A 23942-nucleotide genomic window follows, 5' to 3' on the forward strand; every position below is an offset into this window, starting at 1 on the left:
GCCCTAGTTCGGCACGCCCGCGACAAGGCGCACCAGCGTCTGCTGATTGAGATAGCCCGTCGGCGGCAGGCCCGCGGCCCGCTGGAACCGGCGGATCGCGCGCCGCGTCTGGGCGGTGAACTTCCCGTCCACCGCGCCCGGATCAAAGCCCAGCCCCGCCAGCCGCCTTTCAACCAGATTGCGCGTGAACCCGGTCAGTGCGAGGTTCTGCTCATCAGTCCGCGCGGCCTGCTCGGCCTGCGAACCGCCGGCGTCGACGGTCAGGCGGTGGATCTGTTCGCCGGCCCGATCAGCAAAGGCACCTTGCGGGAACTCCCGCAAATAGCGGCGATAGGCGCGCACCGTGTCACGTTCCTTCGCCGCGTTCCAGGCGTCTCGGTCCTGCTGCGCCACCGCCCCGGTCCGCGCCGCGTCCAGCTTGTCAATCCGCGCCTGCGCGACATCGGCATACTGCCCGTCGGGATAGCGGTCGAGATAGGCCTGCAGCCCCGCCCGGTCGCCCTTGGCCCCGGTCTGGTCCCAATAGGCGCGGTCCTTGGCATCCTCGGCCTGCTTGCGCTGCTCGGCCTGGGCCTGCAGCTGCTTTTGCCGCGCCTGGGCCTGATCGTTGAGCGTGGCGATCTGCTGCGCGGTCAGATAACCGGTGGCGCGCACCCCGCCTTCGTGCAGTTGCCAATCCTTGATCGCGGACCGCGTGCCCTGACCGAAGACCCCGTCGATCCCATGGGGATTGTGCTCCAGCAGCGACAGGTTCCGCTGGATCTGGCGCCGCTGGCGGGTGCTGAGGTTCAGCGCCTGTTCGGCCTGGCGCGCCGCGCGGTCCGGCTCTGCCTGGATCTTGGCGATTTCGGATCTGGCGTCCTGGGAATGGGCGCCCTGGGGGAAGCTGTTCAGATAGGCCTGCAAGGCAGGGATGGTGCCGGCCTGCATCGCCACCTGCCAGGCAGCATCGTCGGCCGCGCCCGAGGGCGGGGTTTGCGCCGATTGTTGCGGCGCCGCGCGCAGGAACGGCGCCACCCCCGAGACATAGCCGTCGGCGCGCAGTGATTGGCCATCCTTGACCAGCGCGGCCAGGCTGCGCCCCGGATGCGACAGCGGGCCGCTGACGAAGGCCGAGACCTTGTCTGCCGGCCCCCACAGCACGGTCACCCCTTGCGGGACGTCCAGATCCCCAAGCCCGACCTTCAGGCCATCGCCCAGATCGGGGCTTGAATTGGTATCGCCCAGCACAACCAGCGCCTGGCCCGGCCGGGTGGCCGCGATCGCCAGCACCGTATCAAGGTTCACCCCCACGGCGCCCACCGTCGCCAGATCCGGCGCGGTGGCCTGATCGGCGGCCTCCGCGCCCAGGAACCACGTCTCGCCGCCGCCATGGGCGAAGCTGCCGTTCAGCACGATCACCAGCGGACCGTCGCCGCCCTTCTGGTACAACGCGGACAAACCCTGGCGCAGTTGGGCACTGCGCAGGCTGCTGTCGAAGGTCACCTGCAGCCCGGCCTGTTGCAAAGCCTGCGCGGCGCCGCGTGGCGTCCCAAGGATCAGCGCCCGGCCCGGCCCCGTACCTGCCGATTGCGCGAAGGCCAAAGGCGGGGTCGATAGAACAAGCGCGCAGGCGGCGGTGGCGGCGAACAGACGTTTCATGGCGTCCCTCCCAAATTTCCGTGTCGCGCGGGGAGGGCCGGTTTCACCCTAGTCGTAGCTGCGCCGGTCCTCGATCACCTTGCCGTCGTTGGGCAGCGACCCCGGCGGCACAAGCTCGACCCTGCCCCGCAATTTCAGCGTTTCCAGAACGCTTCCCTCATACAACGCGGGATTGGCCGCTCTGGTTTCGATCTGCACGATCATCAGGTCCATTTCGCCTTCCCGCTGGGCGATGACACGGGCGCGCGCGACCTCGTCGTGGCGCGCGACCAGCGCCGCGACCTGCTCGGGGCGGACGAACATGCCCTTGATCTTGGTGGTCTGGTCGGCGCGGCCCATCCAGCCCTTGATCCGCATGTTGGTGCGCCCGCAGGGGCTTTCGCCCGGCAGCACGGCGGAAAGATCGCCGGTGGCGAAGCGGATCAGCGGGTAGTCGGGGTTGAGCGTGGTCACCACCACCTCGCCCACCTGGCCGGGCATCACCGGGGTGCCGGTGCCCGGGGTGACGATCTCGACGATCACGCCGTCGTCCACGATCATGCCTTCCATCGCCGGGCTTTCATAGGCGATGTTGCCCAGATCGGCGGTGGCATAGCATTGCAGGCACTGGATGCCCCGATCCGCATATTCGGCGCGCAAGCTGGGAAACAGCGCCCCGCCGCCCACCGCCGCGCGGCTGAATTTCAGGCGCTCGCCCATCGCCTCGGCCCGGTCGAGGATCACCTTCAGGTAGTCCGGCGTGCCGGCATAGGCGGTGCAGCCGATATCGGCCGCGGCGCGCACCTGCAGGTCGGTCTGGCCGGTGCCGGCGGGCAGCACGGCGGCGCCCACCGCCCGCGCGCCGCTTTCAAAGATCATCCCCGCGGGCGTCAGATGGTAGCCGAAACAGTTCTGCACGATGTCACCCGCGCCGATCCCCAGCGCATGCAGGAACCGCCCCATGCGCCACCAGTCGTGCGTGGTGCGCCCGATCTCATAGATCGGGCCGGGGGACTGAAAGATGTGCTCGTAGCCGCCGCCTGCCGGGATCAGGCCGCCCAGCGGCGGGTTGGCCTTCTGCGCCGCAGCCAGTTCGGATTTGCGGATCACCGGCAGCGCCGCCAGCGCCTCGGCCGAGGTAACGGCATTGGCGTCGACCTCTCCCAGCAGCCGCGCCAGGCCCGGCGCGGCCTGGGCGCGGGCGATCTGCGCGGGCAGGTCGCGGGCCAGATCGGCGGCACGGCGGTCCGCGCTGCGGGTTTCGAGATCGTCGAAATAGCTGCTCATTGCGGTCTTGTCCTTCGCCACGACACACTCACATCAGGCCAGCCAGCGCTTGCGCCGCCGGTACGAACGCACATCGCGGAAGGACTTGCGGCCCTCGTCCGACATGCCAAGGTAGAATTCCTTCACATCCGGGTTCTCGCGCAGCTCGGCCGCCGGGCCATCCATCACCACGCGACCCGATTCCAGGATATAGCCGTAATGGGCGAAGCGCAGCGCCACATTGGTGTTCTGCTCGGCCAGAAGGAAGGTCACGCCCTCGTTCTCGTTCACCGATTTGACGATCTCGAAGATCTGCTCGACCAGTTGCGGCGCAAGGCCCATCGACGGCTCATCCAGCAACACCATCTCGGGGCGGGACATCAGCGCGCGGCCGATCGCCACCATCTGCTGTTCCCCGCCCGAGGTATAGCCGGCCTGCGACCTGCGCCGTTCCTTGAGGCGCGGGAAATAGGAATAGACCATCTCCAGATCGGCGCCGATCGCGCCCTTGCCGTCGCGCCGGGTATAGGCGCCGGTCAGCAGGTTTTCCTCGACGGTCAGATGTTCGAAACAATGGCGGCCCTCCATCACCTGGATCACGCCGCGTTTCACCAGATCGGCGGGGGCCATGGCCTGGATGCGATCGCCGCGATAGGTGATCGAGCCCTTGGTAACCTCGCCGCGTTCGGAATGCAGAAGGTTCGACACCGCCTTCAGCGTCGTCGTCTTGCCCGCGCCATTGCCGCCCAGCAGCGCGGTGATGCCGCCCTTGGGCACCCGCAGGCTGACGCCCTTCAGCACCAGGATGACGTGATTGTAGATCACCTCGATATTGTTCACCTCAAGGAGGGTTTCAGTGGATTGCGGGGCGGCGTCCAGCATCTTTTCGTCCCTGTTGCGGGTGGGGTGCCCCGGCCCGCAGAGGCCGGGCCGGGGCGGTTTTCGTCACGCGCCTAGTTGCAATCGGCGCGGGGCGTGATGTTGTTTTCCTTGGCATAGGCCGCGGCGTCTTCTTCGATCAGCGGATCGATCACCTTGCGGTCCGAGGTGATCCAGTCGGTCACGACCTTCCACTTTCCGGCCTTGGCGTCCCACTGGTTGACCTTGGCCTCGCCCGGGCCGCCATGGTTGGCGCAGCTCACCTTGAAGGTGGGACCAAAGCCCTTGAGACCGGCCTTGTCCATCACTGCCTCGCTGATATCGAGCTTCTCCAGCGCGTCGCGCATATCGGCCGGGGTGATCTGCTTCTTGCCGGACATCTGCTGCGCCAGCCTGGCCGCCTCGGTCGCCAGGAACGCCGCGTACATGCCGCGGTTGTAAAGGACGGTGCCCTCCTGATCGCCGGCGCCGGCGGCCTTGCCCGCGTCATAGACGTATTTCTTCAGATCGGCATAGATCGGGAAATCGGCCCCCACGCCGTTGAAGTTCAGCGCCTTGTAGCCATCGGCCTTGGCGCCCACCGGTTTCACGTCGTTTTCCGAACCCGACCACCAGATGCCGATGAAATGATCCATCGGGAAGCGGATGTTGGCGGCCTCCTGAATCGCGACCGGGTTCATCACGCCCCAGCCCCACATCAGCACATAATCAGGCTTGTCGCGGCGGATCTGCAGCCACTGGCTTTTCTGTTCCTGGCCCGGATGATCGACCGGGATCAGGCTCAGCTTGAAGCCATACATCTTCTCCAGTTCCTGCAGGGTGCGGATCGGCTCTTTCCCGTAGGCCGAGTTGTGGTAGACCAGCGCGATCTTCTTGCCCTTCAGGCTGTCGTTGTTCTGCGACAGCAGATACTTGACCATGATCGACGCCCCGTCCCAATAGTTGGCGGGGAAGTTGAAGATCCATTTGAACACCTTGCCGTCAGCGGCCGAGGTGCGCCCGTAGCCCGAGGTCAGCATAGGGATGCCGTCGGCCGAGGCCTTGGGGATCAGCTGGTAGGTGATGCCCGTCGAGAGCGGCTGATACAGCAGCGCGCCGGTGCCCTTGGTCGACTCGTAGCACTCGACGCCCTTCTCGGTGTTGTAGCCGGTCTCGCATTCGACCAGCTTGATCTTCTCACCGCCGACGCCGCCGTCGCGCTCGTTCAAGAGGGTCATGTAATCGGCATAGCCGTCGGCGAAGGGAATGCCGTTCGCGGCATAGGGGCCGGTGCGGTAGGAAAGCGACGGGAACACCAGGTCCGCCATCGCGGGCGCCGCCGTCAGCACACCGCCCATCAGGCCGGTGGCGAGCGCCAGGGTTGCCAGTTTCAGTTTCATCAGGTTTTTCCTCCCATGATGGTTGCTGTGCGCCGGGCTTGGGCCCGGTTCTGGATTGGGGCCCGCCCTAGTGCGGGAAGGGCCAAAGACGCAGTTTCTCCTTCGCCAGACGCCAGAGCTGCGCCATGCCGTGCGGTTCCGCGATCAGGAAGATGATGATCAAGGCACCGACGATCATCAGCCGGATATGGGCCGCCAGATCGGTGGGCCAGCCCCAGCTGTCGACCAGCACCAGCTTGATCAGCACCGGCAACACCACCATGAAGGCAGCACCGGCGAAGCTGCCGAAGATGCTGCCAAGGCCGCCGATGATGATCATGAAGAGCACGGCGAAGCTTTTCTCGATGCCGAAGGCCTCGCCCACCTCGACCGCGCCGAGATAGACCGAGAAGAACAGCGCCCCGGCGATGCCGACGTAGAAGGAGGACACCGCGAAGGCCGTCAGCTTGGCGCGCAAGGGGTTCACGCCGATGATCTCGGCGGCGATGTCCATGTCACGGATCGCCATCCATTTGCGCCCCGTCGCGCCCCGCGTCAGGTTGCGCGCCATCCAGGCCAGCAGTACGACGAACGCCAGGCACACCAGATAGCCCGCCCAGGGCGCCACCTGCGCGCCGGTGACGGGGATGCCGAACACCGTGCGCTCGGGCATAGATATCTGGCCCGAGGCCGAGTAGTTGTAGAACCACGGCACCCGGTTGAAGAGCCAGACCAGGAAGAACTGCGCCGCCAGCGTTGCCACCGCCAGGTAGAAGCCCTTGATGCGCAGGCTGGGCAGGCCGAACAGCACGCCAACGCCGGCGGTGATGACCCCTGCGGCCAGGATGTGGAAGACGATGTTGATGTCGGGGAAGGCGGTGGTCAGCTTGTAGCAGGCATAGGCCCCCACCGCCATGAACCCGCCCGTGCCAAGGCTAAGCTGGCCGCAATAGCCCACCAGGATGTTCAGCCCCAGCGCCGCGATCGCGTAGATCAGGAACGGGATGAAGACCGCGTTGGTCCAGTAGTCGTTCAGCAGGAACGGCAGCACGGCAAAGCCCAGCAGCAGCGCCGCGTAATAGCCGCGCCGGTCGAAGCGGATCGGGAAGGTCTGGCTGTCGTCCTTGTAGGAGGTCTTGAAGTCGCCTGCTTCGCGGTAGAACATCAGCGCATTCCCTTGTTGTCTTGACCCGGCCGCATCGTCACACCCTCTCGATGATCTTCTCGCCGAACAGGCCCTGCGGCCGGAACACGAGGAACACCAGCGCCAGCACATAGGCGAACCAGTTCTCGGTCGCGCCGCCCACCAGGGGCCCCACCCAGAATTCGAACAATTGTTCGCCAATCCCGATGATCAACCCGCCGACAATGGCACCGGGGATCGAGGTGAAGCCGCCCAGCATCAGGACCGGCAGCGCCTTCAGCGCGATCAGCGAAAGCGAGAACTGCACGCCCGAGCGCGCGCCCCACATGATCCCGGCGACCAACGCGACGAAACCCGCGATCGACCATACCAGCACCCAGATGAAGCGCAGGGAAATCCCCACCGACAGCGCCGCCTGATGGTCGTCGGCCACCGCGCGCAGCGCCCGGCCCTGCTTTGAATATTGCGAGAACAGCATCAGCAGCGCGACCAGCACCGCCGCCACCACCGTCGCCACGATGTTCAGCTGATCGACATAGAAGCCGTAGCCGAACCAGGCGTTGGTGACGTTGTCGATGGTGCCGGACATGCCCTGCGGCAGGCCCACGTCCATGGTCTTGATATCGGCGCCCCACATCGTGTCGCCCAGCCCTTCCAGGAAATAGGCAAGCCCGATGGTGGCCATGAACAGGATGATCGGCGGCTGGTTGACCAGATGTTTCAAGATCAGCGCCTCGATGATCAGCGCCATGCCGATCATCACCAAACCCGTCAGCACGATCGCCAGGACCGAGGGCACCGTCCAGCCAAAACTGTGCACCTCGACCCCGGGGATCAGGTTGATCAGATCGGCGAAGGGCACCTGCCCCTGCTGGATGCCCACCAGCGTCAGCGCGGCGAACAGCGCCATCACCCCCTGGGCGTAGTTGAAGATGCCCGATGCCTTGAAGATCAGCACGAAACCCAGCGCCACCAGCGCATACATCACCCCCGACAGCAGGCCGTTCAGCGCGGCCTCCATCGCGAAGAGCACTTGATCAGGCAGAACCATGGCGGCCTCCGTAATTGGGCTGGATCGGGGACAGGTCAGTCATGCGCCACCCCCAGATAGGCGTCGATCACCGCCTGGTTGGCGCGCACCTCGTCGGGGGTGCCGTCGCCGATCTTCTTGCCGTAATCCATCACCACCACGCGGTCCGACAGGTCCATGACCACGCCCATGTCGTGCTCGATCAGCGCGATCGTGGTGCCGAATTCGTCGTTCACGTCGAGGATGAAGCGGCTCATGTCCTCTTTCTCCTCGACGTTCATCCCGGCCATGGGTTCATCCAGCAGCAGAAGCTTCGGCTCTGCCGCCAGCGCCCGGGCCAGTTCGACCCGCTTCTTCAACCCATAGGGAAGCCGCCCTACCGGGGTCTTGCGGATCGACTGGATTTCCAGAAAGTCGATGATCCGCTCGACCTTCTCGCGATGCTCGGTCTCTTCGGCCTGGGCCCGGCCCCACCACAGCGCCTGGGAAAACAGGCCCGTCTTCATCATCGTCAGCCGGCCGGTCATGATGTTGTCGAGCACGCTCATCCCGTCGAACAGCGCGATGTTCTGGAAGGTGCGGGCGATGCCCTGGCGGGCCACCTCATAGGGTTTCATCGGCGCGCGGCGCTGGCCGTGGAACCAGACCTCGCCCTCTTGCGGGACGTAGAAGCCGGATATCACGTTCAGCATCGAGGATTTCCCGGCGCCGTTCGGGCCGATGATCGCGCGGATCTCGCCCTCGCGGATGTCGAAGGAGATGTCGGTGATCGCCTTCACGCCGCCGAAACGCAGGGTGATGTTGCGCATCTCCATCAGCACGCCGCCGATCTTGCGTCCGTCGGCGGTGGTGTAGCCTTCGGGATTGGCGTCAAGCATTTCCCTGATCTCCCCGAATGATGCTTTTCATGCAAAGGGCGCGCGAACGATCGGGCATGCGCCCTGGACGGCAACAAGCCCGGACGCCAGTCCTTGAGGGCGCACCCCGGTTCATTCCGCCGCCACCTTCTGCGACACCGGCACCACCGCCGCGTCGCTAATCGTCAGCGTGGCCTTGATCGCGCCCTTGCGGCCGTCCTCATAGGTCACTTCGGTTTCGGTGTAGATGCTGGCCGCCCCGCCATAGAGCGCCTCGACCAGATCGGCGAACTTCTCGCCGATCGTGGCGCGGCGCACCTTGCGGGTGCGGGTCAGTTCGCCGTCGTCGGCGTCCAGTTCCTTGTGCAGCACCAGGAAGCGATGCACCTGACAGCCCGAAAGCATCGGATCCTCGGCGACCGAGCGGTTCACCTCTTCGACATGGCCGCGGATCATCTCGATCACCTGCGGATGTTGGCTGAGTTCCTGGTAGGAGCCGTAAGAGATGTTGTTGCGCTCGGCCCAGTTGCCCACCGCCGTCAGGTCGATGTTGATGAAGGCGGTACACATCTGGCGGCCGGCGCCGAAGACCACGGCCTCCAGGATGCTGGGATAGAACTTCAGCTTGTTCTCGACGTATTTCGGCGCGAACAGGCTACCGTCGGCCATCTTGCCCACGTCCTTGGCGCGGTCGATGATGCGCAGATGGCCGGTGCCCGCCTCGATGAAGCCGGCATCACCCGTGGCCACCCAGCCCTCGGCATCCTTGGTCGAGGCGGTGCTGTCGGGGTTGTTGAAATATTCCACGAAGGTGCCGGGCGAACGGTAGAACACCTCGCCGCTGTCGCCGATCCGCAGTTCCACCCCTGGCGAGGGCACGCCCACGGTGTCGGAACGCACCTCTCCATCCGGCTGCTGGGTGATGAAGACCGAGGCCTCGGTCTGGCCGTAAAGCTGTTTGAGGTTGATCCCGAGCGATCGGTAGAAATCGAAGATCTCGGGTCCGATCGCCTCTCCTGCGGTATAGGCGACGCGTACCCGCGTCAGGCCCAGCGTGTTCTTCAGCGGGCCGTAGATCAGCAGGTTGCCGATTGCATAACCCAGCCGGTCCGACGCCGACACCGGCTTGCCGTCCAGGATCGCCGGGCCGACGCGGCGGGCCAGCGCCATGTAGTGATCGAACAGCCGCTTCTTCAGCCGTCCGGCATCCTCCATCCGGATCATGACATTGGTCAGCATGGTCTCGAAGATGCGCGGCGGGGCGAAGAAATAGGTCGGGCCGATCTCTCGCAGGTCGGTCATCATCGTGTCGGGGCTTTCGGGGCAGTTGACGCAAAACCCCGTCCACATCGCCTGCCCGATCGAGAAGATGAAATCACCCACCCAGGCCATCGGCAGATAGGCCAGCACCTCGTCTCCCGCCCGCAACCGGTCGAATTCCGACGACGCGCGCGAGGTCTCGATGATGTTGCGATTGGACAGAACCACCCCCTTGGGCCGCCCCGTCGTGCCAGAGGTGTAAAGCATCACGCAGGTGCTGTCGTAGCCCAGTTCACGGATCCGTGCGTCAAGCTCGGCCTCGAACCGGTGGTGGGCCGCGCGGCCTTCGGCGACCACATCCTTTAGCGCGTTCAGGTGGGAATGGTCGTATTTCCGCATCCCGCGCTTGTCGAGATAGACGACCTGCTCGATATGCCGGATCTCGTCCTGCACCTCGATGACCTTGTCGACCTGTTCCTGATCGCCGCAGACGACGAAGCGCGCCCCGCAATGGTCCAGCACATAGGCCATCTCGTCGCCGGTGGCTTCCTGGTACAGCGGCACGGGAACGGCGCCGCACATCTGCGCCGCGACCATCGACCAGTACAGCGCAGGGCGGTTGCGGCCGATCACGGCGACATGATCGCCGCGCGCCATGCCCAACGCCAGAAAACCCATCGCCAGGGCGCGGATCTCGGCCTGGGCCTGGGCCCAGGTCCAGCTTTGCCAGATGCCGAATTCCTTCTCGCGGTAGGCCGCCAGGGCGGGATGCTCGCGGGCGTTGCGGGCAAGCAATGCCGGGATCGACGGATATTCTCCGCCGGCGTTCGAAGACACCAAGGCCGTTCCTCCTCCCAGAGCCGGCGGCTGCCGGTTTCACGGGGCAAGGCACGTCTGCGCGCGCCATCACCACCATGTGAATAGTCGTGAGGACCGAGTCTTGCGCGAGTTTTGCCCAATCCTTACGAATTGTAACAACTGGCGATTGGCCCTTGGCGGCATGAACTGCGGCGGCTAGCCCGATTGCACGACAGGGACGGGACAGGGGACAGGGACGAGGAGGAACGGATGCCCGAGGCCGGCGTCGAGATGACCGCCATGCTGACGCGCGCGGGGCTGAACCTGATCCAGCAGGCGCTGTCGATCTTCGACAGCGACCTTCGGCTTGCCGTCTCGAACCGCGCCTACAAGGAGATGTTCGACCTTCCCGACTTCCTGTGCACCCCCGGCGCCTCCTTCGAGGAAACGATCGGCTATCTTGTGCATCGTGGCGAATATGGCCCGGTCGACGATGTGGAAGAGGCCGTGCGCTCCCGCGTCGACACCGCCCGCGCCTTCGTGCCGCACTACCTTGAACGGACCCGGGCGAACGGCCGCACCATATCGGTCGAAGGCGCCCCGCTGCCCCAGGGCGGCTGGGTCACGGTCTATACCGACATCACCGAGATCAAGCATCAGGAAGCGCTGCTGCGCGCCCGCTCGGCGGAACTGTCGGACCAATTGCTGACCCATGCCGAACGGCTGGGTCAGGCGAACCGCGCGCTGGCCGCCACCAACGCGGCGCTGGAAGAGGCCAAGCGCGAGCTGACCGAGACCGAGGCCCGCATCCGCCTGACCGCGGAAATGACCCCGGCCCATATCGCGCATATGGATCTGGACCTGCGCTACACCTATTCCAACCGCCGCCTGGCGACGGTGTTGCCAGAGCGCCCGGCCAGCATCATCGGCCTGACCGGGCGTGAGGCACTGGGCGACGACACCTTCGCCCGGATAGAGCCCAGCCTGCATCGCGCCCTGGCGGGCGAGGCCAATGTCTTCGAATTCACCGACGGCACCAGCGGCCGACGCATCCGCGTGGCCTTTACCCCAGACCGGATCGATGGCGGCCCGATCAACGGCGTCTACATCCTGTCCACCGACGTGACCAAAGAGGCCCAGTCCCGCGCTGCGCTGGTCCAGACGCGCAAGCGTGAACTGGCGGCACAGCTGACCTCGGGGCTGGCGCATGACTTCGCCAATCTGCTGACGGTGATCCTGGGGCTGCAGGCGCGGCTGGCGCGGCTGGACCTGCCCGGCGACGGCGCCGAACTTGTCGCCGCGACCCACGCGGCGGCGCGCAGGGGCGGGCTGCTGCTGGACCGGATCGCGGGGATCTCGGGGCGGCGCAAATTGCGCCCGGTGGCCACCGACCTGCCCGCCTTCCTGCGCGATCTGCGGGTGCTGGCCGCCCCCACCCTGCCCGAAAACGTCACCCTGGGCATCACCGCCGGCGGGCTGGAAGCGCCGGTATTGGTCGATCAGGGAACGCTGCAGGACGCGCTGGTCAATCTTATCCTCAACGCCCGCGACGCGATCGGCGGGGCGGCTGGCCGGATCACGCTGCACGCCCGGCCCGTGCGGGACACCTGGATCGAGATCACCACCGACGACACCGGCCCGGGCTTCACCCCCGAGGCGCTGGAACATGCGCTGGATCCGTTCTTTTCCACCAAGGGCGCGGAAGGGTCCGGCCTGGGCCTGTCGATGGTCTATGATCAGGCGAAGCTGGCCGGTGGCGAAGTGCGGCTGGCGAACCGTCCCGAGGGCGGCGCCCACGTCACCCTGCGCCTGCCGCTGCGGCTGGCCGGGGATGCCCCCGCCACCGCCGCCGCCGCGCCCGGCCTCGTGCTGCTGGTCGAGGACCGAGAAGATATCCGCACCTCGGTGCGCGAGATGCTGCGCGAGATGGGCCACGCGGTGATCGAGGCCGGCAGCGTCGATGAGGCCCTGACCATCGCCGACCTGCCCGAGATCGCCCTGATCCTGTCCGACATCGGCCTGCCCGGGGCGCGCAACGGCGTCGACCTGATGGAGGTCCTGGCAACTCGCGGCGCACGGGTGCGGCGCCTGTTGATGACCTCGCTTCCCGCGGCCGATCCGCAGCGCCGGCGCGCCGCCGCGCTGGGTGTCGCGGTGCTGGCCAAACCCTTCGACGCCGCCCAGCTTTCCGCCTTCCTAGCCGCCGAGGCCCCGCATGAGTGATCCGCCCCCCCATGTCGCCATCCTCGACGACGAACCCGAGATCCGGCGCATGCTGTCCGAGGCCCTGACCGAGGCCGGCTTTCGCACCACCAGCTACGGCCGCGCGACCGAGTTTGAGGCCGCGCTGAAACGCGCCTCGCCCGATGTCTGCCTGGTCGACCTTAGCCTGCCCGATCGCGACGGGCTGGCCTTGGTGCACCGGCTGGCGCTGGAATCGGGGGCGGCGATCATCATCATCTCGGGTCGCGCGCAGGTGCAGGATCGGGTGACGGGGCTGGAACTGGGCGCCGACGATTACATCATTAAGCCCTTCGATCCGGCCGAGGTGGTGGCCCGGGTGCGCGCCCGGCTGCGCAAGCCGCGCGCCGAGGCCGGGCGCAGCCCTCAGATCGCCCGCTTCAACGGCTGGGCCGCGCATTTCGACCGCTACGTCCTGATCGGTCCCGACGGCACCGAAGTACCCTTCAGCCATGCCGAGGGCGAGGTTCTGCGGCTGTTCCTGGAGGCACCTAAACGGCTGATCTCGCGCGCCCAGATGCAAGAGGCCCTGGGCGGCGCGGCCGGCGACAGTTTCGACCGGGCGATGGATGTGCGGATCTCGCGGCTGCGCACAAAGCTGGGGGAAGATCCCAAAAACCCACGCCTTATCAAAACGATCTATGGGGCAGGCTACATCTTTCTGGGCGAAGTCGCCTGGGGCTGAAGCCGCCGTGGGGCACGCTCAGGGCGCTTTTAATTCGGCCTCCGGCCCCTCCCGCCGCGCCGCCGCCAGCGCCTGGCGCAATGCCTGCAGATCGCCGATGTGATTGGCCAGCAGCAGGATCAGGCGCGCATTCAGCGCATCGCTTTCCGCCTTCGACAGCCCGTCATGCGCGGCCAGCAATTCCTCGTAGAAGCCGTCCGGATCGGGCAGGTTCGGTGTGGTGATCAGCTTTGCCATCTTCATGCCCTTCCGGTCGCGCGCAGCAATGCCGCCTGCACCGACGCCTGATCGAAGGCCGCCCAGCGGGCCGCCACGATCTGGTCGGGACGGACCAGATACACCCCCTGCGCCGCCGCCCCCAGATAACGCGCCGCCAGCGCCCCGGTGGCGTCGTCGCCCGCGCGCAGCGCCAGACGCCGCGCGGTGATGCCGCCGGCCGCCACCTGATCGGGTGACTCGGCGTCGATCGTCATCAGCACGAAACCGCCACCCAGCCGGTCCAGCAGGAAGCCCTCGCCCAGCGGCGCGTCGGTACAGGGCGCACCGGGGCGGGTGCGGGCCGGGGCGCCGGGCAGGGCGTCGGCGGTGTTCAGGGGTGATCCGTCATGCACACAGGGCACTGACAGCCGCCCGGAATTCACCAGCGGCCGCGCAAAGGCGTGATCCGCGGACAGATCCAGCACCGCATCGCGGAAAATCCGGCTGACTTCGGTCTTCGGGGTGATGAAATCGGTCGAGCGGGTAGAGTTGAGGATGTTCTCCTCCGCCCCTTGCAAGCGCTCGGCATCGTAGCTGTCCAGCAGGCTTTCCGGCGCCTTGCCCTCGCATATCAGCGCCAGCTTCCAGCACAGGTTGTCGCTGTCCTGGAGGCCGGAATTCGCACCACGCGCCCCGAAGGGCGATACCTGATGCGCCGAATCTCCGGCAAAAATCACCCGCCCGTGGCGGAACCGTTCCATCCGGCGGCATTGAAATGTATAGACAGAAACCCATTCCAGATCGAATTTGACGCCCTCGCCCAGCATCGCGCGCAGGCGCGGGATGACGTTCTCGGGCTTTACCGCCGCCTCGCGGTCAATGTTCCAGCCCAGCTGCAGATCGATCCGCCAGACGCCATCGGGCTGCTTGTGCAGCAGCGCCGACTGGCCCCTGTTGAAGGGCGGATCGAACCAGAACCAGCGTTCCGTCGGGAAATCGCCATCCATCACCACGTCGGCAATCAGGAAATTGTCCTCGAACACCTGGCCTGGGAAATCTAGCCCCATCATCTTGCGGATCGGCGATCCTGCGCCGTCGCAGGCAATCAGCCAGTCGGCCCGCAGTTTGTAGGGGCCTTCGGGGGTGTCCACATCCAGTTCCAATCCGAATTCTTGTTCGGTAATATTGGTCACGCTGTTGCGGCCACGCAGATCAACCGGCGCGTCCGCCGCCTTCATTTCGAATATACGTTCACAAAGCAAGCTTTCGAAATGGTATTGCTGGAGGTTGATGAAGGCAGGACGGCGGTGGCCGTCTTCCGCCAAGAGGTTGAAATCATAGACCTGCCTGTCGCCGAAGAACACCTTGCCCAGCTGCCAGACCACGCCCTTGTCAACCATCCGCTGCGCGGCGCCCAGGCGGTCGAGGATCTCTAGCGGTCGCTTTGCGAAACAGATGGCGCGGCTGCCCCAGCTGACACGATCGTTCTCATCCAGGAGAAGGACCTCGATGCCCTGCATCGCAAGATCGATCGCGGTCGCCAGCCCGACCGGCCCCGCGCCCACGACCACCACGCGGTGCCGCGCAGGTACTACCGCATCCTGATCGGGGCTACGGCTGTAAGGATAAAGAGGTGTCTCGAAGATGCGGCCCATCCGGTCCTCCCCCCGGTCCGTCCCACCCGCTGCGGGCGCGGTCGACGATAGATGTTGCAGTTGCAACGATCAAGAGGCCGCAAGTCACCCTCACGCGATCCTTTGCGGGGAACGGGTTCAGCGCGGGCTATGGGCGGCTTCAAGAATGGCGGCCAGCGCGTCGCTGTCAAAGGTGACGGGGCTGGCCCGCATCGACGACGACACCTGCGCCTGGCGGGCGATCCGATCGCGGGCCTCGACGGCCACGCCAAGCCCGCCCAGTCCAGCCAGCCCCGCGCCATGGGCCCAATTAGCCAACGCCGTAAAGGCGGCGTCGGGCGAAACGCCCAGGGGCGGGGCAAGCCAGGCTGCGACCTCTTCCAGCCGCGCCTGCAAGGGGCTGCCCGCCGCCGCCGCATCCGACAGCGCCGTCAGCACCGGCGCCAGCAGCGCGCCGCAGATCGCGCCATGCGGGGCGCCGGTCTCGCCGCCGATCACCCCGGCCAGGCCATGCACCGCGCCCAGCCCGGCATTCGCCAGCGCCAGCCCGCCGCTAAGCGAGACATAGGCCATGGCATCGCGCGCGTCCGGATCCTCGGCCTTGTCCAGCCGCATCAGCGCGGGCAGCGCCATCGGAATGGCCGCGCGGCACAGCGCGTCGGTCATCGGGTTGGCACGGGTGCACAGGTAGGGTTCGATCACCTGGGTCAGCGCATCAAGGCCAGAGGCCAGCGTCACCCCCCATGGGCAGCCGTCGGTCAGCGCCGGATCGACCAGCGCCAGACGCGGCAGCATGGCGAGATCGCGCAGGCTGACCTTGCGCCGTGCCTCCGGCACGCCGATCACCGCGTTGCGGGTCACCTCCGCACCTGTTCCCGCGGTGGTCGGCAGCGCCACCATCGGCAGCGGTGCCACCGTCAACGGCAGGCCTTGGCCGACCACCTCCAAATGATCCAGAATCGCGCCCGGCGCCGGGATCAGCGCCGCCAGCGCCTTGGCCATGTCGATCACCGCGCCGCCGCCCAGGGCCACGACGACCTCGGGCTCTGCGGCGCGGGCCTTGGCCAATGCGGCGTCAAGCGCGGACAGATCCGGTTCCCCCGTGCAGGCAATGCAGATGACATGCGGCAGGGAATCGCGTAGCCATCGCGCCCGGGCGGGATCGGCACCATGAACCAGCAGCACACGGTGGCCGAAGGCGGCAATGTGCTTGGCCGCCTCGGCGGCAAGGCCACGCCCGAACCGGATCTCTGCGGCGCTGGCGAAGGAAAACGAGGGCAGCACCATCGGGTCAGGCGGCCTGACTGGCGCGGTCCTCGGTCAACACCGCATAAAGCGTCGCCGCATCGTCATTCGCGCGCAGCTTGGCGCAGACGGCGGCGTCGCGCATGGTGCGCGACACCAAAGCGAGCGCCTTCAGATGATTGACACCGGAATCGCGCGGCGCGAACAGGCCAAAGACCAGATCCACCGGCTGCCGATCGACCGCGCCGAAATCGAGCGGCCGGTCGAGACGCAGGAAGACGCCCACGATCCGATCCAACCCATCAAGCCGGGCGTGCGGCAAGGCGATGCCGTTGCCCACGCCGGTCGGCCCCAGGCTTTCGCGGTCCTGCAGCCCGTCCACAGCCGCGGCGGCTTCCAGACCGTAGGCCTGGCCCGCGATCTCGCCGATTTCCTGGAACAGGCGTTTCTTGCTTGTCAGATGCCCGACAACCCGGACGGCGCCCGGCTTCAGAATGCTGGAAAGATCCATGAACCTTCTTCTGTCCGACGCCGTGAAGGGCGCTCAACTCAACCGTTGTTGCGTGGGTCGATCCAGCCGATATTGCCATCTTCCCGACGGTACACGACATTCACGCCACTATGCTTCTCGTTCCGGAAGACCAGCACCGGGGCCTGCGCCAGTTCCATCTGCATCACCGCCTCACCGACCGAGAGCGAAGGGATCTTCGTCTCCATCTCGGCGATGATCATGGGCTGCAACGAATCCGGCTCTGCCTCGTCCGTCCCTTCCGACGCGGCGAGGATATAGGCCGAGCCCGCGCCAAATTCAACCGGTTGCGCGCGCCCCTGGTGATGGTCCTTCAGTCGGCGCTTGTAACGGCGCAACTGTTTTTCCATCTTCTGGGCGCAAGCATCGAAGGCGGCGTAGATCTCGGTCGCCTGGCCTTTGGCCGCCGCCGACAGGCCGGTGGAAAGATGCACCGTGGCTTCACAGACGAATTCGTGCGCGACACGCGAAAACGTCACGACAGCATCCGTCGGGCGGCCGGCGTATTTGGCAACGGCTTCTCCCAGTTCGGCCTTCACATGCGATTGCAGGGCCTCGCCGATGTCGATCTGTTTACCGCTGATCTGATAGCGCATATTGCCTCCTACGGATTATCCGGGCCAGGGATGCCCGCATTTCGCAAGGCCTTGACCCGGTTCATTTTTTCAATCCCTAGCGCCAGCCTCCATCGCTTGTCCTCGATGGCGCGCGGCGCGGCGGCGGCGCTCGAACGATGAGGGGATCCTCATGCTTTCACGGTATTTGGCGACACATCGACGGGTGATGTCAATGCCGTCCGCGACAAGCCGCTCGCGGATTACCGCATCCGACAGAGGTTGCGCGGCGGGTTCGTGCTCGACCATGCGGCGAATGGCGATCTTCACCGCGTGGCTGGACACCGTGCCCCCGTGCCCCATCGGCAGACCCGAGGGAAAGAACATCGACAACGGATAAAGCGCCCCGCCCGTCAGCAGCACCTTGCCTGCGACAGCGCGCCCCAGGGTGGAAGGGTGCAGACTAAGCTCTTCCGCAAGGACGCGCCGGCTGAGCGGCGCCAGATGATCGGGCCCGCATGAAAAAAAGAGGTGCTGATCGGCGACCAGCCGCAGACCGATTCGCAGCAAGGTCTCGCCCCGATGGGAGACGGCGCGGATCAGCGCCTCGGCGCGCGACCGGGCCGAGACGACGAACGGATCGTCTGGATCCGGCACCTGCGCCAGCAGCGCCTCGTCCAGCGATATGGCGGGCATCACGCCCTCGGCCAGGCGCACGGACATTCCGCCGCCCGGGGCGGTCTCGACCACCAGATCGGGCACCAAGGGGGAAGACTCGGGCCCGCCGGGATCGACCGGATGGGGCGAAAGGCCGCGAAGCGCCGCATCCAGCGCGCTGACCTCGCCGGGGCCAAGGTGCAGCACCTTGCCCAGTTCGGCCCAATCGTCCTGCGCGAACAGGTCCAGATGCGCCACGGCTTCCGCCGCCAGACCCGGAGAGATCCCGCGATCGGTCAATTGCAGCGCCAGACATTCAGGCAGGCTGCGCGCGCCCACCCCGGCCGGTTCGCAGCGTTGCAGCGCGGCGATCGCCTCGGCCACGACGGCACGGGGCTGGCCGGTCTCGGAAACCAGTTCCGCTTCGGTCGCGTCAAGATAGCCGTCGTCGCGCAATGCCCCGGTCAGATAATCGGCGACCGCACGGACACCGGGCGGCAGGCTCATCTCGCCCAGTTGGCGACGCAAGCCCTCGCCCAGAGAGGGCCGCGCGGGCATGGTCTCCAAGGCTATGTCGAAAGCCGAAAGTCCGCCGCGCGCCGGCGGGGTGACGGTGAGAAAGGGATTGGATTCGGCCTCGCGCGTGATTTCCAGGGCCAGTTCCACGGGCGGCATCGCCAGGATCCGCAGCGATTGCCGCATCCCCGGCGTCAGCGCCAGCCCCGGATGCTGGCCGATCGAAAGGCGCGGGCCTACTGCCATGCCCCAAGTCCCCGCGCCCCTGGCCTCGGGTCAGGAAATGCGGAAGCTCTGTCCCAGATAGACCCGGCGGACGTTTTCATCGCGCACGACCTCATCACTCGTGCCACTCATAAGCACCTTACCATCGTGCAGAATATAAGCACGATCTACGATCTCTAACGTCTCACGAACATTGTGATCGGTGATCAAAACTCCGATACCGCGTTCCTTGAGGTCGGCGACAAGCGACCGGATCTCGCCCACCGCGATCGGGTCGACACCTGCGAAGGGCTCGTCCAATAACAGATATTTCGGGTCGGCCGCCAGACAGCGGGCGATCTCGACGCGCCGCCGCTCGCCTCCCGACAGCGACAGCGCGGGCGCCCTGCGCAGGTGGGTGATCGAGAAATCCGACAGCAATTCCTCCAGCCGTTCACGGCGTTTGTGATGATCGGCGACGGAAATTTCCAGGATGGAAAGGATATTGTCCTCGACCGAGAGCCCGCGAAAGATCGACACTTCCTGCGGCAGATAGCCGATCCCCAGCCGCGCGCGGCGGTACATCGGCAACAGCGTGACATCGCGGCCATCAAGCATCACCTGCCCGCCCTCGGGGGTGACGAGACCGGCGATCGAGTAGAAACAGGTGGTCTTGCCGGATCCGTTCGGCCCCAGCAGCGCCACGACTTCGCCGCGGCCCAGCTCCATGCTGACGTCGCGGATCACCAACCGTTTGCGATAGGATTTGCGCAGCCCCATGACCCGCAGCCCGGCCGAACCGTCCGAGACCGATAGCTGTGGCGTCTTGCTCATGGGGTCTTGGCCTTGGAAGGCGGGGCCTTCGGGGCGGCGTTGGGCTGCAAGGTGGTGGTGACGCGGCCTTCCATCGTGCCCATGCCGCTGGGCAGGTTGACCACCAGCTTTTGCCCCGACAGCACGTTCTGGCCCTGGGTCAGCAGCACCGAGCCGGTCATCACCACGGTACCGCTTTGCAGCGTATAGACCGCCGTCTTCGCCTGCGCGGCCTCGGTCGGGCTGGTGACAAGGGTCACGCCGCCGGTCGCTTCCAGCGTCTGGATCTTGCCTTTCTGGCCATCGACCGGCTTGGCATAGGTGACATGAACCTTGTCGGCGGACAGCCGCATCTTGCCCTGGCCGACGATCACATTGCCCGAAAACAGCGCCGTACCGTCCGCCTGGTTGACCTGCAGCTTGTCGGCGGTCACCTGGATCGGGGCGGAAGGATCGGTCTTGAACCCGCCCAGGGGAACCTGGGTGCCCTGGGCGATGGCGGCGTGAACCGGCAACGCCAGACCCAGCCCCAGCAGTGACGCGCGGAACATGTTCACGTTAATTCCCCTTTCCCGGGGGCGTGTATATCAGCTTCACACCGCCGTTGAAAACAAGAACGTAGGGCCCAGGCGCAGCACCGACATCGGCGGCGGATTTCGCCGGCGCGGGTGGTGCTTCGGCCGAGATCACCATGCCGCCCGCCTCTATCCGGCCCAGCGGACCGGTTGCCGTGACCGCGCCCGCGCTTTGCAGATGGGTGCGGTCCAGCGCGCCGGTCAGCGCCCGCGCCCGGATGCGGTAGCCGTCGGAAGTGTCGATCCGCACGCCGCCGCCCAGCTTGATTTCCTGGCGGTTCGGGTCCAGCTGGCCCTGCGGTGCCTCGACGGTGGTAGTGGCGCCATCCTTGCGCTCGAACCGCGCCCGGATGCCGCTGGCACTGGCGCCCGGGCGGGCGGGATCCGGGGTTTCGGCCTTGGTCATCGGCTTCGCGACCGCCGCGCTGACGGTCACGGCAGTGCCGTCCTGCGTTACCCCCGCATAATCGGGCGCCGTCACCTGGGGTTCGCGCGCCAGCTTCTTCACATCCACCTTGGAATAGCGGATCGCCTTGGTCGGGTCGATGCTGTGGGAAAACAGAAACAGCGTCGACAACATGCCCAGCGCGGCCAGTGGCAGCAGGATCTTGAGCCAGGCGACCAGCCGCGAATGGACGTTGTCGCGCGCGGCCATGTCAGACCACCCCGGCCCTCAGGCAATCGTGGATATGGATCAACCCCACAACCCGCGCCCCCACGGCGGCCGCGGTCGCCATGGCGGGCTCGACGACGAACAGGGTGGTGATCTTGCTGGCGTTCATTTCGGATACGGCCTTTTCGGCAAGAGCGTCCGGGCCGATGGTGCGTGGCTTCGGCGTCATCACCTGATCCGCGGTATGGTCCAACAGCCCGTCCATGTGGCGGCGCAGGTCACCGTCGGTGACGATGCCGATCAGATAATCATTCGCATCGGTCACGCCAACCACGCCAAAGCCTTTCTGGCTCATGACCAGCAGGGCGTCGCCCATCGCGGTGCCGGCGCGCACCAGCGGCACGTCGGCCGCGCCATGCATCAGATCCGACACCTTCGCCAGCCGCGCCCCCAGCTTGCCGCCGGGGTGGAAGACGCGGAAATGCTCGGGGGTGAACCGGCGATGTTCCATCAACGCCAGCGCCAGAGCATCACCCAGCGCCAGCGTCATCGTGGTGGATGAGGTCGGCACGATCCCGGTGCCGCAGGCCTCGGGCGCGGGCGGCAGGACCAGCGCCACGTCGGACTGGCGCAGAAGGGTGGATTCGGGCCTGCTGGCCACCCCGATCAGCGGGATCTCGAAGCGCCGCGTATAGGCGATGATATTGGCCAGTTCGGGCGTTTCGCCGGAATTCGACAACACCAGCGCCACGTCGCCGGGCGTCAGCATCCCCAGATCGCCATGGCTTGCCTCGGCGGGGTGGACGAAATGCGCCGGCGTCCCGGTCGAGGCCAGCGTCGCCGCGATCTTGCGGCCGATATGGCCCGACTTGCCCATGCCCGACACGATCACCCGCCCCGGCGCGTCCAGGATCATCCGCACAGCGCGCGAGAAATTGCCGTTCAGGCTGGCTTCCAGCGCCGCAAGTGCCTGCGCCTCGGCGCGGATCACGCGGCGGGCGGTATCCAGAAACGTCTTGGCTTCGCTCATGCCCGGTGGCCCCCTAATGCGCGAAGATGTCGAATTCGTTGCCGGCCAGAAGATCCAGCTGCGCCCGCGTCGGCAGATAGTCGAACGAGGCCCGCGCGATTTCCTCGCGCCCCTCGCGCGCCAGCCGTTCGTCGAACACCGCCTTCAGCTGATGCAGATACAAAACGTCGGAGGCCGCATATTCCAGCTGCGCATCGGTCAGCTCCTGCGCGCCCCAGTCCGAGGTCTGCTGCTGCTTCGAGATATCGACGCCCAGCAGTTCCTGCAGCAGCACCTTCAGCCCGTGACGATCGGTGTAGGTGCGGGTCAGCTTCGAGGCGATCTTGGTGCAATAGACCGGCGCGCAGATCGTACCGAACGCGTGATAGAGCGCCGCGATATCGAAGCGCGCGAAATGAAACAGCTTCACCACCCCGGGATCGGCCAGCAACCGTTGCAGGTTCGGCGCCGCGGTCTGCCCCTTGGCGATCCGAACCAGATGCGCGTTGCCGTCGCCCGAGGACAATTGCACCAGACACAACCGGTCGCGGTGCGGCAGTAGGCCCATCGTCTCGGTGTCGATGGCGACGACCTGCCCCAGATCCAGCCCGTCCGGAAGGTCACCTTGGTAAAGGGTGATTGCCATATCCATTCTCCTTGTGCGGGCCGTCGGGCGCCGGCAGCCCGGCGCGTGAAATCCATTTATCAAAGGCTTAGGCGAATGGCGAGTGCATTTCCTTGAACGTTTCCAGTGTTCGGGCGGGGGTTTGTCGCCCATCCCGGCCGCCGCTCCGGGACCGGGGCAAGCCCGACAGGCCCTTGCGAATCCGCGCCTTAGCGCCTAGATGGTCGGTCGAGAGGTTGGCGCGGGCGAGCGCCTCGCCAACCCGGTCAGGTCCGGAAGGAAGCAGCCGTAACGAGTCCCGCTTGGGTCGTTGTCCAGCCTCTCACCCCGTCCCGCCATCACCGCCCTTGCCCCTGCCTAGACCCGGTTGCCCGGAACCGGGTGCTTCCTGCGCCGTTGTTCGTGAGGGTCGATATGGATGTGGATGTGGATGACAAACGCGAGGACGCGCTGCGGCTTCAGGTCGAATGGGCCGAGGAGCGCACCGCCCTGGGGATCGCGCGCACCGTGGCCAGCTGGGCCCGCACCGGTCTGGGCGCGATCGGCGTCGCATTGGGGATGCATGTGGTGTTCCGCGATCCTTCGCAGGTGATGCTTGGGCGCCTCGCGGCCACGTTGTTCCTGCTGATCGCGGTGGCGCTGTTCATCGGCGGCAACGTCCAGGCGCGGCGATTGCACCGGATGCTGGAGCGTGAGCGCGACATACCGATCCACAACAGCTATGCCCCGCTGACCATCGCGCTGATCGTGGCGACGACGTTGTGCGGCGTGTTGCTGTGGACCCTCTAAGCGGGGACGAAAAAGGCCCGCGCGGGATATCCCGGCGGGCCCTTCGACATCTGCCGCCGGTCGTCAGACCACGCGTTCGACCATCATCCGCTTGACCTCGGCGATCGCCTTGGCCGGGTTCAGCCCCTTCGGACAGGTCTTGGTGCAGTTCATGATCGTGTGGCAGCGATACAGCTTGAAAGGATCTTCCAGATCGTCCAGCCGCTCGCCCGTGGCCTCGTCGCGGCTGTCGACGATCCAGCGGTAGGCGTGCAGCAATGCCGCCGGTCCCAGGTAGCGGTCCGAGTTCCACCAATAGCTGGGGCACGCGGTCGAGCACGAGGCGCACATCACGCATTCATAAAGACCGTCAAGCTTCTTGCGGTCCTCGATCGACTGGCGCCATTCCTTCTGCGGTGCGTTCGTCTTGGTTTCCAGCCAGGGCATGATGCTGGCGTGCTGGGCGTAGAAATGGGTCAGATCCGGCACCAGATCCCGCACCACCGGCATGTGCGGCAGCGGGTAGATCTTCACGTCGCCCTTGATCTCGTCCAGCCCGTAGATGCAGGCCAGATGATTGCCGCCGTCGATGTTCATCGCGCAGGATCCGCAGATCCCTTCACGGCAGGAACGCCGGAAGGTCAGGGTGGGGTCGATCTCGTTCTTGATCTTGATCAGCGCGTCCAGGACCATCGGCCCGCACTTGTCCATATCCACGAAATAGGTATCGACGCGCGGGTTCTCGCCGTCATCGGGCGTCCAGCGGTAGATCATGAACTTGCGCACGTTCTTCGCGCCCGCGGGCTTCGGCCAGGTCTTGCCGGTGCGGATCGTCGAATTCCGGGGAAGCTTGAATTGGACCAT

The 23942-nt window shown here is 66.1% G+C and carries 23 protein-coding genes and 1 other RNA gene; 4 read left to right on the forward strand and 20 right to left on the reverse strand.

The window, feature by feature from the left end:
- Positions 1–3: 3 nt before the first annotated feature.
- The 8 genes from BLV97_RS09170 to BLV97_RS09205 form a co-directional block, all read right to left on the reverse strand.
- Positions 4–1641 carry a peptidoglycan-binding protein gene (locus BLV97_RS09170; protein WP_051646197.1) on the reverse strand — a complete coding sequence of 546 codons (1638 nt, stop codon included), beginning with the start codon at positions 1639–1641 and terminating at the stop codon, positions 4–6.
- A gap of 48 nt (positions 1642–1689) precedes the next feature.
- Positions 1690–2907: a phenylacetate--CoA ligase family protein gene (locus tag BLV97_RS09175; protein ID WP_035844869.1), complete on the reverse strand. Its 1218-nt coding sequence runs from the start codon at positions 2905–2907 to the stop codon at positions 1690–1692.
- A 33-nt stretch (positions 2908–2940) separates the two neighbouring features.
- Positions 2941–3768: an ABC transporter ATP-binding protein gene (locus tag BLV97_RS09180; RefSeq protein ID WP_035844871.1), complete on the reverse strand. Its 828-nt coding sequence runs from the start codon at positions 3766–3768 to the stop codon at positions 2941–2943.
- 71 nt (positions 3769–3839) lie between these two features.
- Positions 3840–5144 (reverse strand): ABC transporter substrate-binding protein, encoded by a 1305-nt coding sequence (locus BLV97_RS09185; protein WP_035844873.1) that lies wholly within the window; start codon positions 5142–5144, stop codon positions 3840–3842.
- Between the two features lie 67 nt (positions 5145–5211).
- Positions 5212–6288: a branched-chain amino acid ABC transporter permease gene (locus tag BLV97_RS09190; RefSeq protein ID WP_035844875.1), complete on the reverse strand. Its 1077-nt coding sequence runs from the start codon at positions 6286–6288 to the stop codon at positions 5212–5214.
- 37 nt (positions 6289–6325) lie between these two features.
- Positions 6326–7318 carry a branched-chain amino acid ABC transporter permease gene (locus BLV97_RS09195; RefSeq protein WP_244520999.1) on the reverse strand — a complete coding sequence of 331 codons (993 nt, stop codon included), beginning with the start codon at positions 7316–7318 and terminating at the stop codon, positions 6326–6328.
- A gap of 35 nt (positions 7319–7353) precedes the next feature.
- A complete protein-coding gene (locus BLV97_RS09200) occupies positions 7354–8175 on the reverse strand; it encodes an ABC transporter ATP-binding protein (RefSeq protein WP_035844878.1) in 822 nt (273 codons plus the stop codon).
- Between the two features lie 111 nt (positions 8176–8286).
- On the reverse strand, positions 8287–10251 hold the full coding sequence (locus tag BLV97_RS09205; protein ID WP_035844891.1) for a long-chain fatty acid--CoA ligase: 1965 nt from the start codon (positions 10249–10251) through the stop codon (positions 8287–8289).
- A gap of 231 nt (positions 10252–10482) precedes the next feature.
- Between BLV97_RS09205 and BLV97_RS09210 the strand changes: the two genes are divergently transcribed.
- Together BLV97_RS09210 and BLV97_RS09215 are read left to right on the forward strand one after the other, a co-directional pair.
- The gene (locus tag BLV97_RS09210) at positions 10483–12435 is read left to right on the forward strand and encodes a PAS-domain containing protein (RefSeq protein WP_035844881.1); all 1953 of its coding nucleotides are present in this window, start codon (positions 10483–10485) and stop codon (positions 12433–12435) included.
- Positions 12428–13138 (forward strand): response regulator transcription factor, encoded by a 711-nt coding sequence (locus BLV97_RS09215; protein ID WP_035844883.1) that lies wholly within the window; start codon positions 12428–12430, stop codon positions 13136–13138. The genes BLV97_RS09210 and BLV97_RS09215 overlap by 8 nt, the downstream gene beginning before the upstream one ends.
- Positions 13139–13156: 18 nt before the next feature.
- On the opposite strand, the gene BLV97_RS09220 is transcribed toward BLV97_RS09215, so the two are convergent.
- The 11 genes from BLV97_RS09220 to BLV97_RS09270 form a co-directional block, all read right to left on the reverse strand.
- Positions 13157–13375: a DUF2783 domain-containing protein gene (locus tag BLV97_RS09220; RefSeq protein WP_035844893.1), complete on the reverse strand. Its 219-nt coding sequence runs from the start codon at positions 13373–13375 to the stop codon at positions 13157–13159.
- Between the two features lie 2 nt (positions 13376–13377).
- Complete coding sequence (locus BLV97_RS09225) at positions 13378–14991, reverse strand: FAD-dependent oxidoreductase (protein WP_092164030.1); 1614 nt, start codon at positions 14989–14991, stop codon at positions 13378–13380.
- A 117-nt stretch (positions 14992–15108) separates the two neighbouring features.
- Positions 15109–16251: an iron-containing alcohol dehydrogenase gene (locus BLV97_RS09230; protein ID WP_373296454.1), complete on the reverse strand. Its 1143-nt coding sequence runs from the start codon at positions 16249–16251 to the stop codon at positions 15109–15111.
- 10 nt (positions 16252–16261) lie between these two features.
- Complete coding sequence (locus BLV97_RS09235) at positions 16262–16726, reverse strand: PTS sugar transporter subunit IIA (RefSeq protein ID WP_035844899.1); 465 nt, start codon at positions 16724–16726, stop codon at positions 16262–16264.
- Positions 16727–16764: 38 nt separating this feature from the next.
- Positions 16765–17340 carry a ribosome hibernation-promoting factor, HPF/YfiA family gene (gene hpf, locus BLV97_RS09240; protein WP_035844901.1) on the reverse strand — a complete coding sequence of 192 codons (576 nt, stop codon included), beginning with the start codon at positions 17338–17340 and terminating at the stop codon, positions 16765–16767.
- Between the two features lie 69 nt (positions 17341–17409).
- Positions 17410–18717, reverse strand: a complete 1308-nt coding sequence (locus BLV97_RS09245) for an RNA polymerase factor sigma-54 (protein ID WP_035844903.1) — start codon at positions 18715–18717, stop codon at positions 17410–17412.
- Positions 18718–18747: 30 nt separating this feature from the next.
- On the reverse strand, positions 18748–19509 hold the full coding sequence (gene lptB / locus BLV97_RS09250) for an LPS export ABC transporter ATP-binding protein (RefSeq protein WP_035844906.1): 762 nt from the start codon (positions 19507–19509) through the stop codon (positions 18748–18750).
- Positions 19506–20039 (reverse strand): lipopolysaccharide transport periplasmic protein LptA, encoded by a 534-nt coding sequence (lptA, locus tag BLV97_RS09255; protein WP_051646204.1) that lies wholly within the window; start codon positions 20037–20039, stop codon positions 19506–19508. The genes lptB and lptA overlap by 4 nt, the downstream gene beginning before the upstream one ends.
- A gap of 7 nt (positions 20040–20046) precedes the next feature.
- Entirely contained in the window at positions 20047–20718 is a 672-nt protein-coding gene (lptC, locus tag BLV97_RS09260) for an LPS export ABC transporter periplasmic protein LptC (protein WP_035844908.1), read from the reverse strand.
- Between the two features lies 1 nt (position 20719).
- Positions 20720–21706 (reverse strand): KpsF/GutQ family sugar-phosphate isomerase, encoded by a 987-nt coding sequence (locus BLV97_RS09265; RefSeq protein WP_035844910.1) that lies wholly within the window; start codon positions 21704–21706, stop codon positions 20720–20722.
- 13 nt (positions 21707–21719) lie between these two features.
- Positions 21720–22331, reverse strand: a complete 612-nt coding sequence (locus tag BLV97_RS09270) for a ribonuclease D (protein ID WP_035844912.1) — start codon at positions 22329–22331, stop codon at positions 21720–21722.
- 209 nt (positions 22332–22540) lie between these two features.
- Here BLV97_RS09270 and ffs point away from each other — a divergent pair.
- Together ffs and BLV97_RS09280 are read left to right on the forward strand one after the other, a co-directional pair.
- Positions 22541–22637: signal recognition particle sRNA small type (gene ffs / locus BLV97_RS09275), an RNA gene on the forward strand.
- A 99-nt stretch (positions 22638–22736) separates the two neighbouring features.
- Positions 22737–23099: a DUF202 domain-containing protein gene (locus tag BLV97_RS09280; RefSeq protein ID WP_160169189.1), complete on the forward strand. Its 363-nt coding sequence runs from the start codon at positions 22737–22739 to the stop codon at positions 23097–23099.
- A 63-nt stretch (positions 23100–23162) separates the two neighbouring features.
- Here BLV97_RS09280 and BLV97_RS09285 read toward each other — a convergent pair whose 3' ends face one another.
- A complete protein-coding gene (locus tag BLV97_RS09285; protein ID WP_035844914.1) occupies positions 23163–23942 on the reverse strand; it encodes a succinate dehydrogenase iron-sulfur subunit in 780 nt (259 codons plus the stop codon).

The sequence above is a fragment of the Allgaiera indica genome (assembly GCF_900106675.1).
Taxonomy (GTDB): domain Bacteria; phylum Pseudomonadota; class Alphaproteobacteria; order Rhodobacterales; family Rhodobacteraceae; genus Acidimangrovimonas; species Acidimangrovimonas indica.

Excerpts from the sequence above, each read along its gene's own strand:
- BLV97_RS09170 (WP_051646197.1), bottom strand. The coding sequence starts at position 1,641 with ATGAAACGTCTGTTCGCCGCCACCGCCGCCTGCGCGCTTGTTCTATCG.
- BLV97_RS09175 (WP_035844869.1), bottom strand. The coding sequence starts at position 2,907 with ATGAGCAGCTATTTCGACGATCTCGAAACCCGCAGCGCGGACCGCCGT.
- BLV97_RS09180 (WP_035844871.1), bottom strand. The coding sequence starts at position 3,768 with ATGCTGGACGCCGCCCCGCAATCCACTGAAACCCTCCTTGAGGTGAAC.
- BLV97_RS09185 (WP_035844873.1), bottom strand. The coding sequence starts at position 5,144 with ATGAAACTGAAACTGGCAACCCTGGCGCTCGCCACCGGCCTGATGGGC.
- BLV97_RS09190 (WP_035844875.1), bottom strand. The coding sequence starts at position 6,288 with ATGTTCTACCGCGAAGCAGGCGACTTCAAGACCTCCTACAAGGACGAC.
- BLV97_RS09195 (WP_244520999.1), bottom strand. The coding sequence starts at position 7,318 with ATGGTTCTGCCTGATCAAGTGCTCTTCGCGATGGAGGCCGCGCTGAAC.
- BLV97_RS09200 (WP_035844878.1), bottom strand. The coding sequence starts at position 8,175 with ATGCTTGACGCCAATCCCGAAGGCTACACCACCGCCGACGGACGCAAG.
- BLV97_RS09210 (WP_035844881.1), top strand. The coding sequence starts at position 10,483 with ATGCCCGAGGCCGGCGTCGAGATGACCGCCATGCTGACGCGCGCGGGG.
- BLV97_RS09215 (WP_035844883.1), top strand. The coding sequence starts at position 12,428 with ATGAGTGATCCGCCCCCCCATGTCGCCATCCTCGACGACGAACCCGAG.
- BLV97_RS09220 (WP_035844893.1), bottom strand. The coding sequence starts at position 13,375 with ATGGCAAAGCTGATCACCACACCGAACCTGCCCGATCCGGACGGCTTC.
- BLV97_RS09225 (WP_092164030.1), bottom strand. The coding sequence starts at position 14,991 with ATGGGCCGCATCTTCGAGACACCTCTTTATCCTTACAGCCGTAGCCCC.
- BLV97_RS09235 (WP_035844899.1), bottom strand. The coding sequence starts at position 16,726 with ATGGATCTTTCCAGCATTCTGAAGCCGGGCGCCGTCCGGGTTGTCGGG.
- hpf (WP_035844901.1), bottom strand. The coding sequence starts at position 17,340 with ATGCGCTATCAGATCAGCGGTAAACAGATCGACATCGGCGAGGCCCTG.
- BLV97_RS09245 (WP_035844903.1), bottom strand. The coding sequence starts at position 18,717 with ATGGCAGTAGGCCCGCGCCTTTCGATCGGCCAGCATCCGGGGCTGGCG.
- lptB (WP_035844906.1), bottom strand. The coding sequence starts at position 19,509 with ATGAGCAAGACGCCACAGCTATCGGTCTCGGACGGTTCGGCCGGGCTG.
- lptA (WP_051646204.1), bottom strand. The coding sequence starts at position 20,039 with ATGTTCCGCGCGTCACTGCTGGGGCTGGGTCTGGCGTTGCCGGTTCAC.
- lptC (WP_035844908.1), bottom strand. The coding sequence starts at position 20,718 with ATGGCCGCGCGCGACAACGTCCATTCGCGGCTGGTCGCCTGGCTCAAG.
- BLV97_RS09265 (WP_035844910.1), bottom strand. The coding sequence starts at position 21,706 with ATGAGCGAAGCCAAGACGTTTCTGGATACCGCCCGCCGCGTGATCCGC.
- BLV97_RS09270 (WP_035844912.1), bottom strand. The coding sequence starts at position 22,331 with ATGGCAATCACCCTTTACCAAGGTGACCTTCCGGACGGGCTGGATCTG.
- BLV97_RS09285 (WP_035844914.1), bottom strand. The coding sequence starts at position 23,942 with ATGGTCCAATTCAAGCTTCCCCGGAATTCGACGATCCGCACCGGCAAG.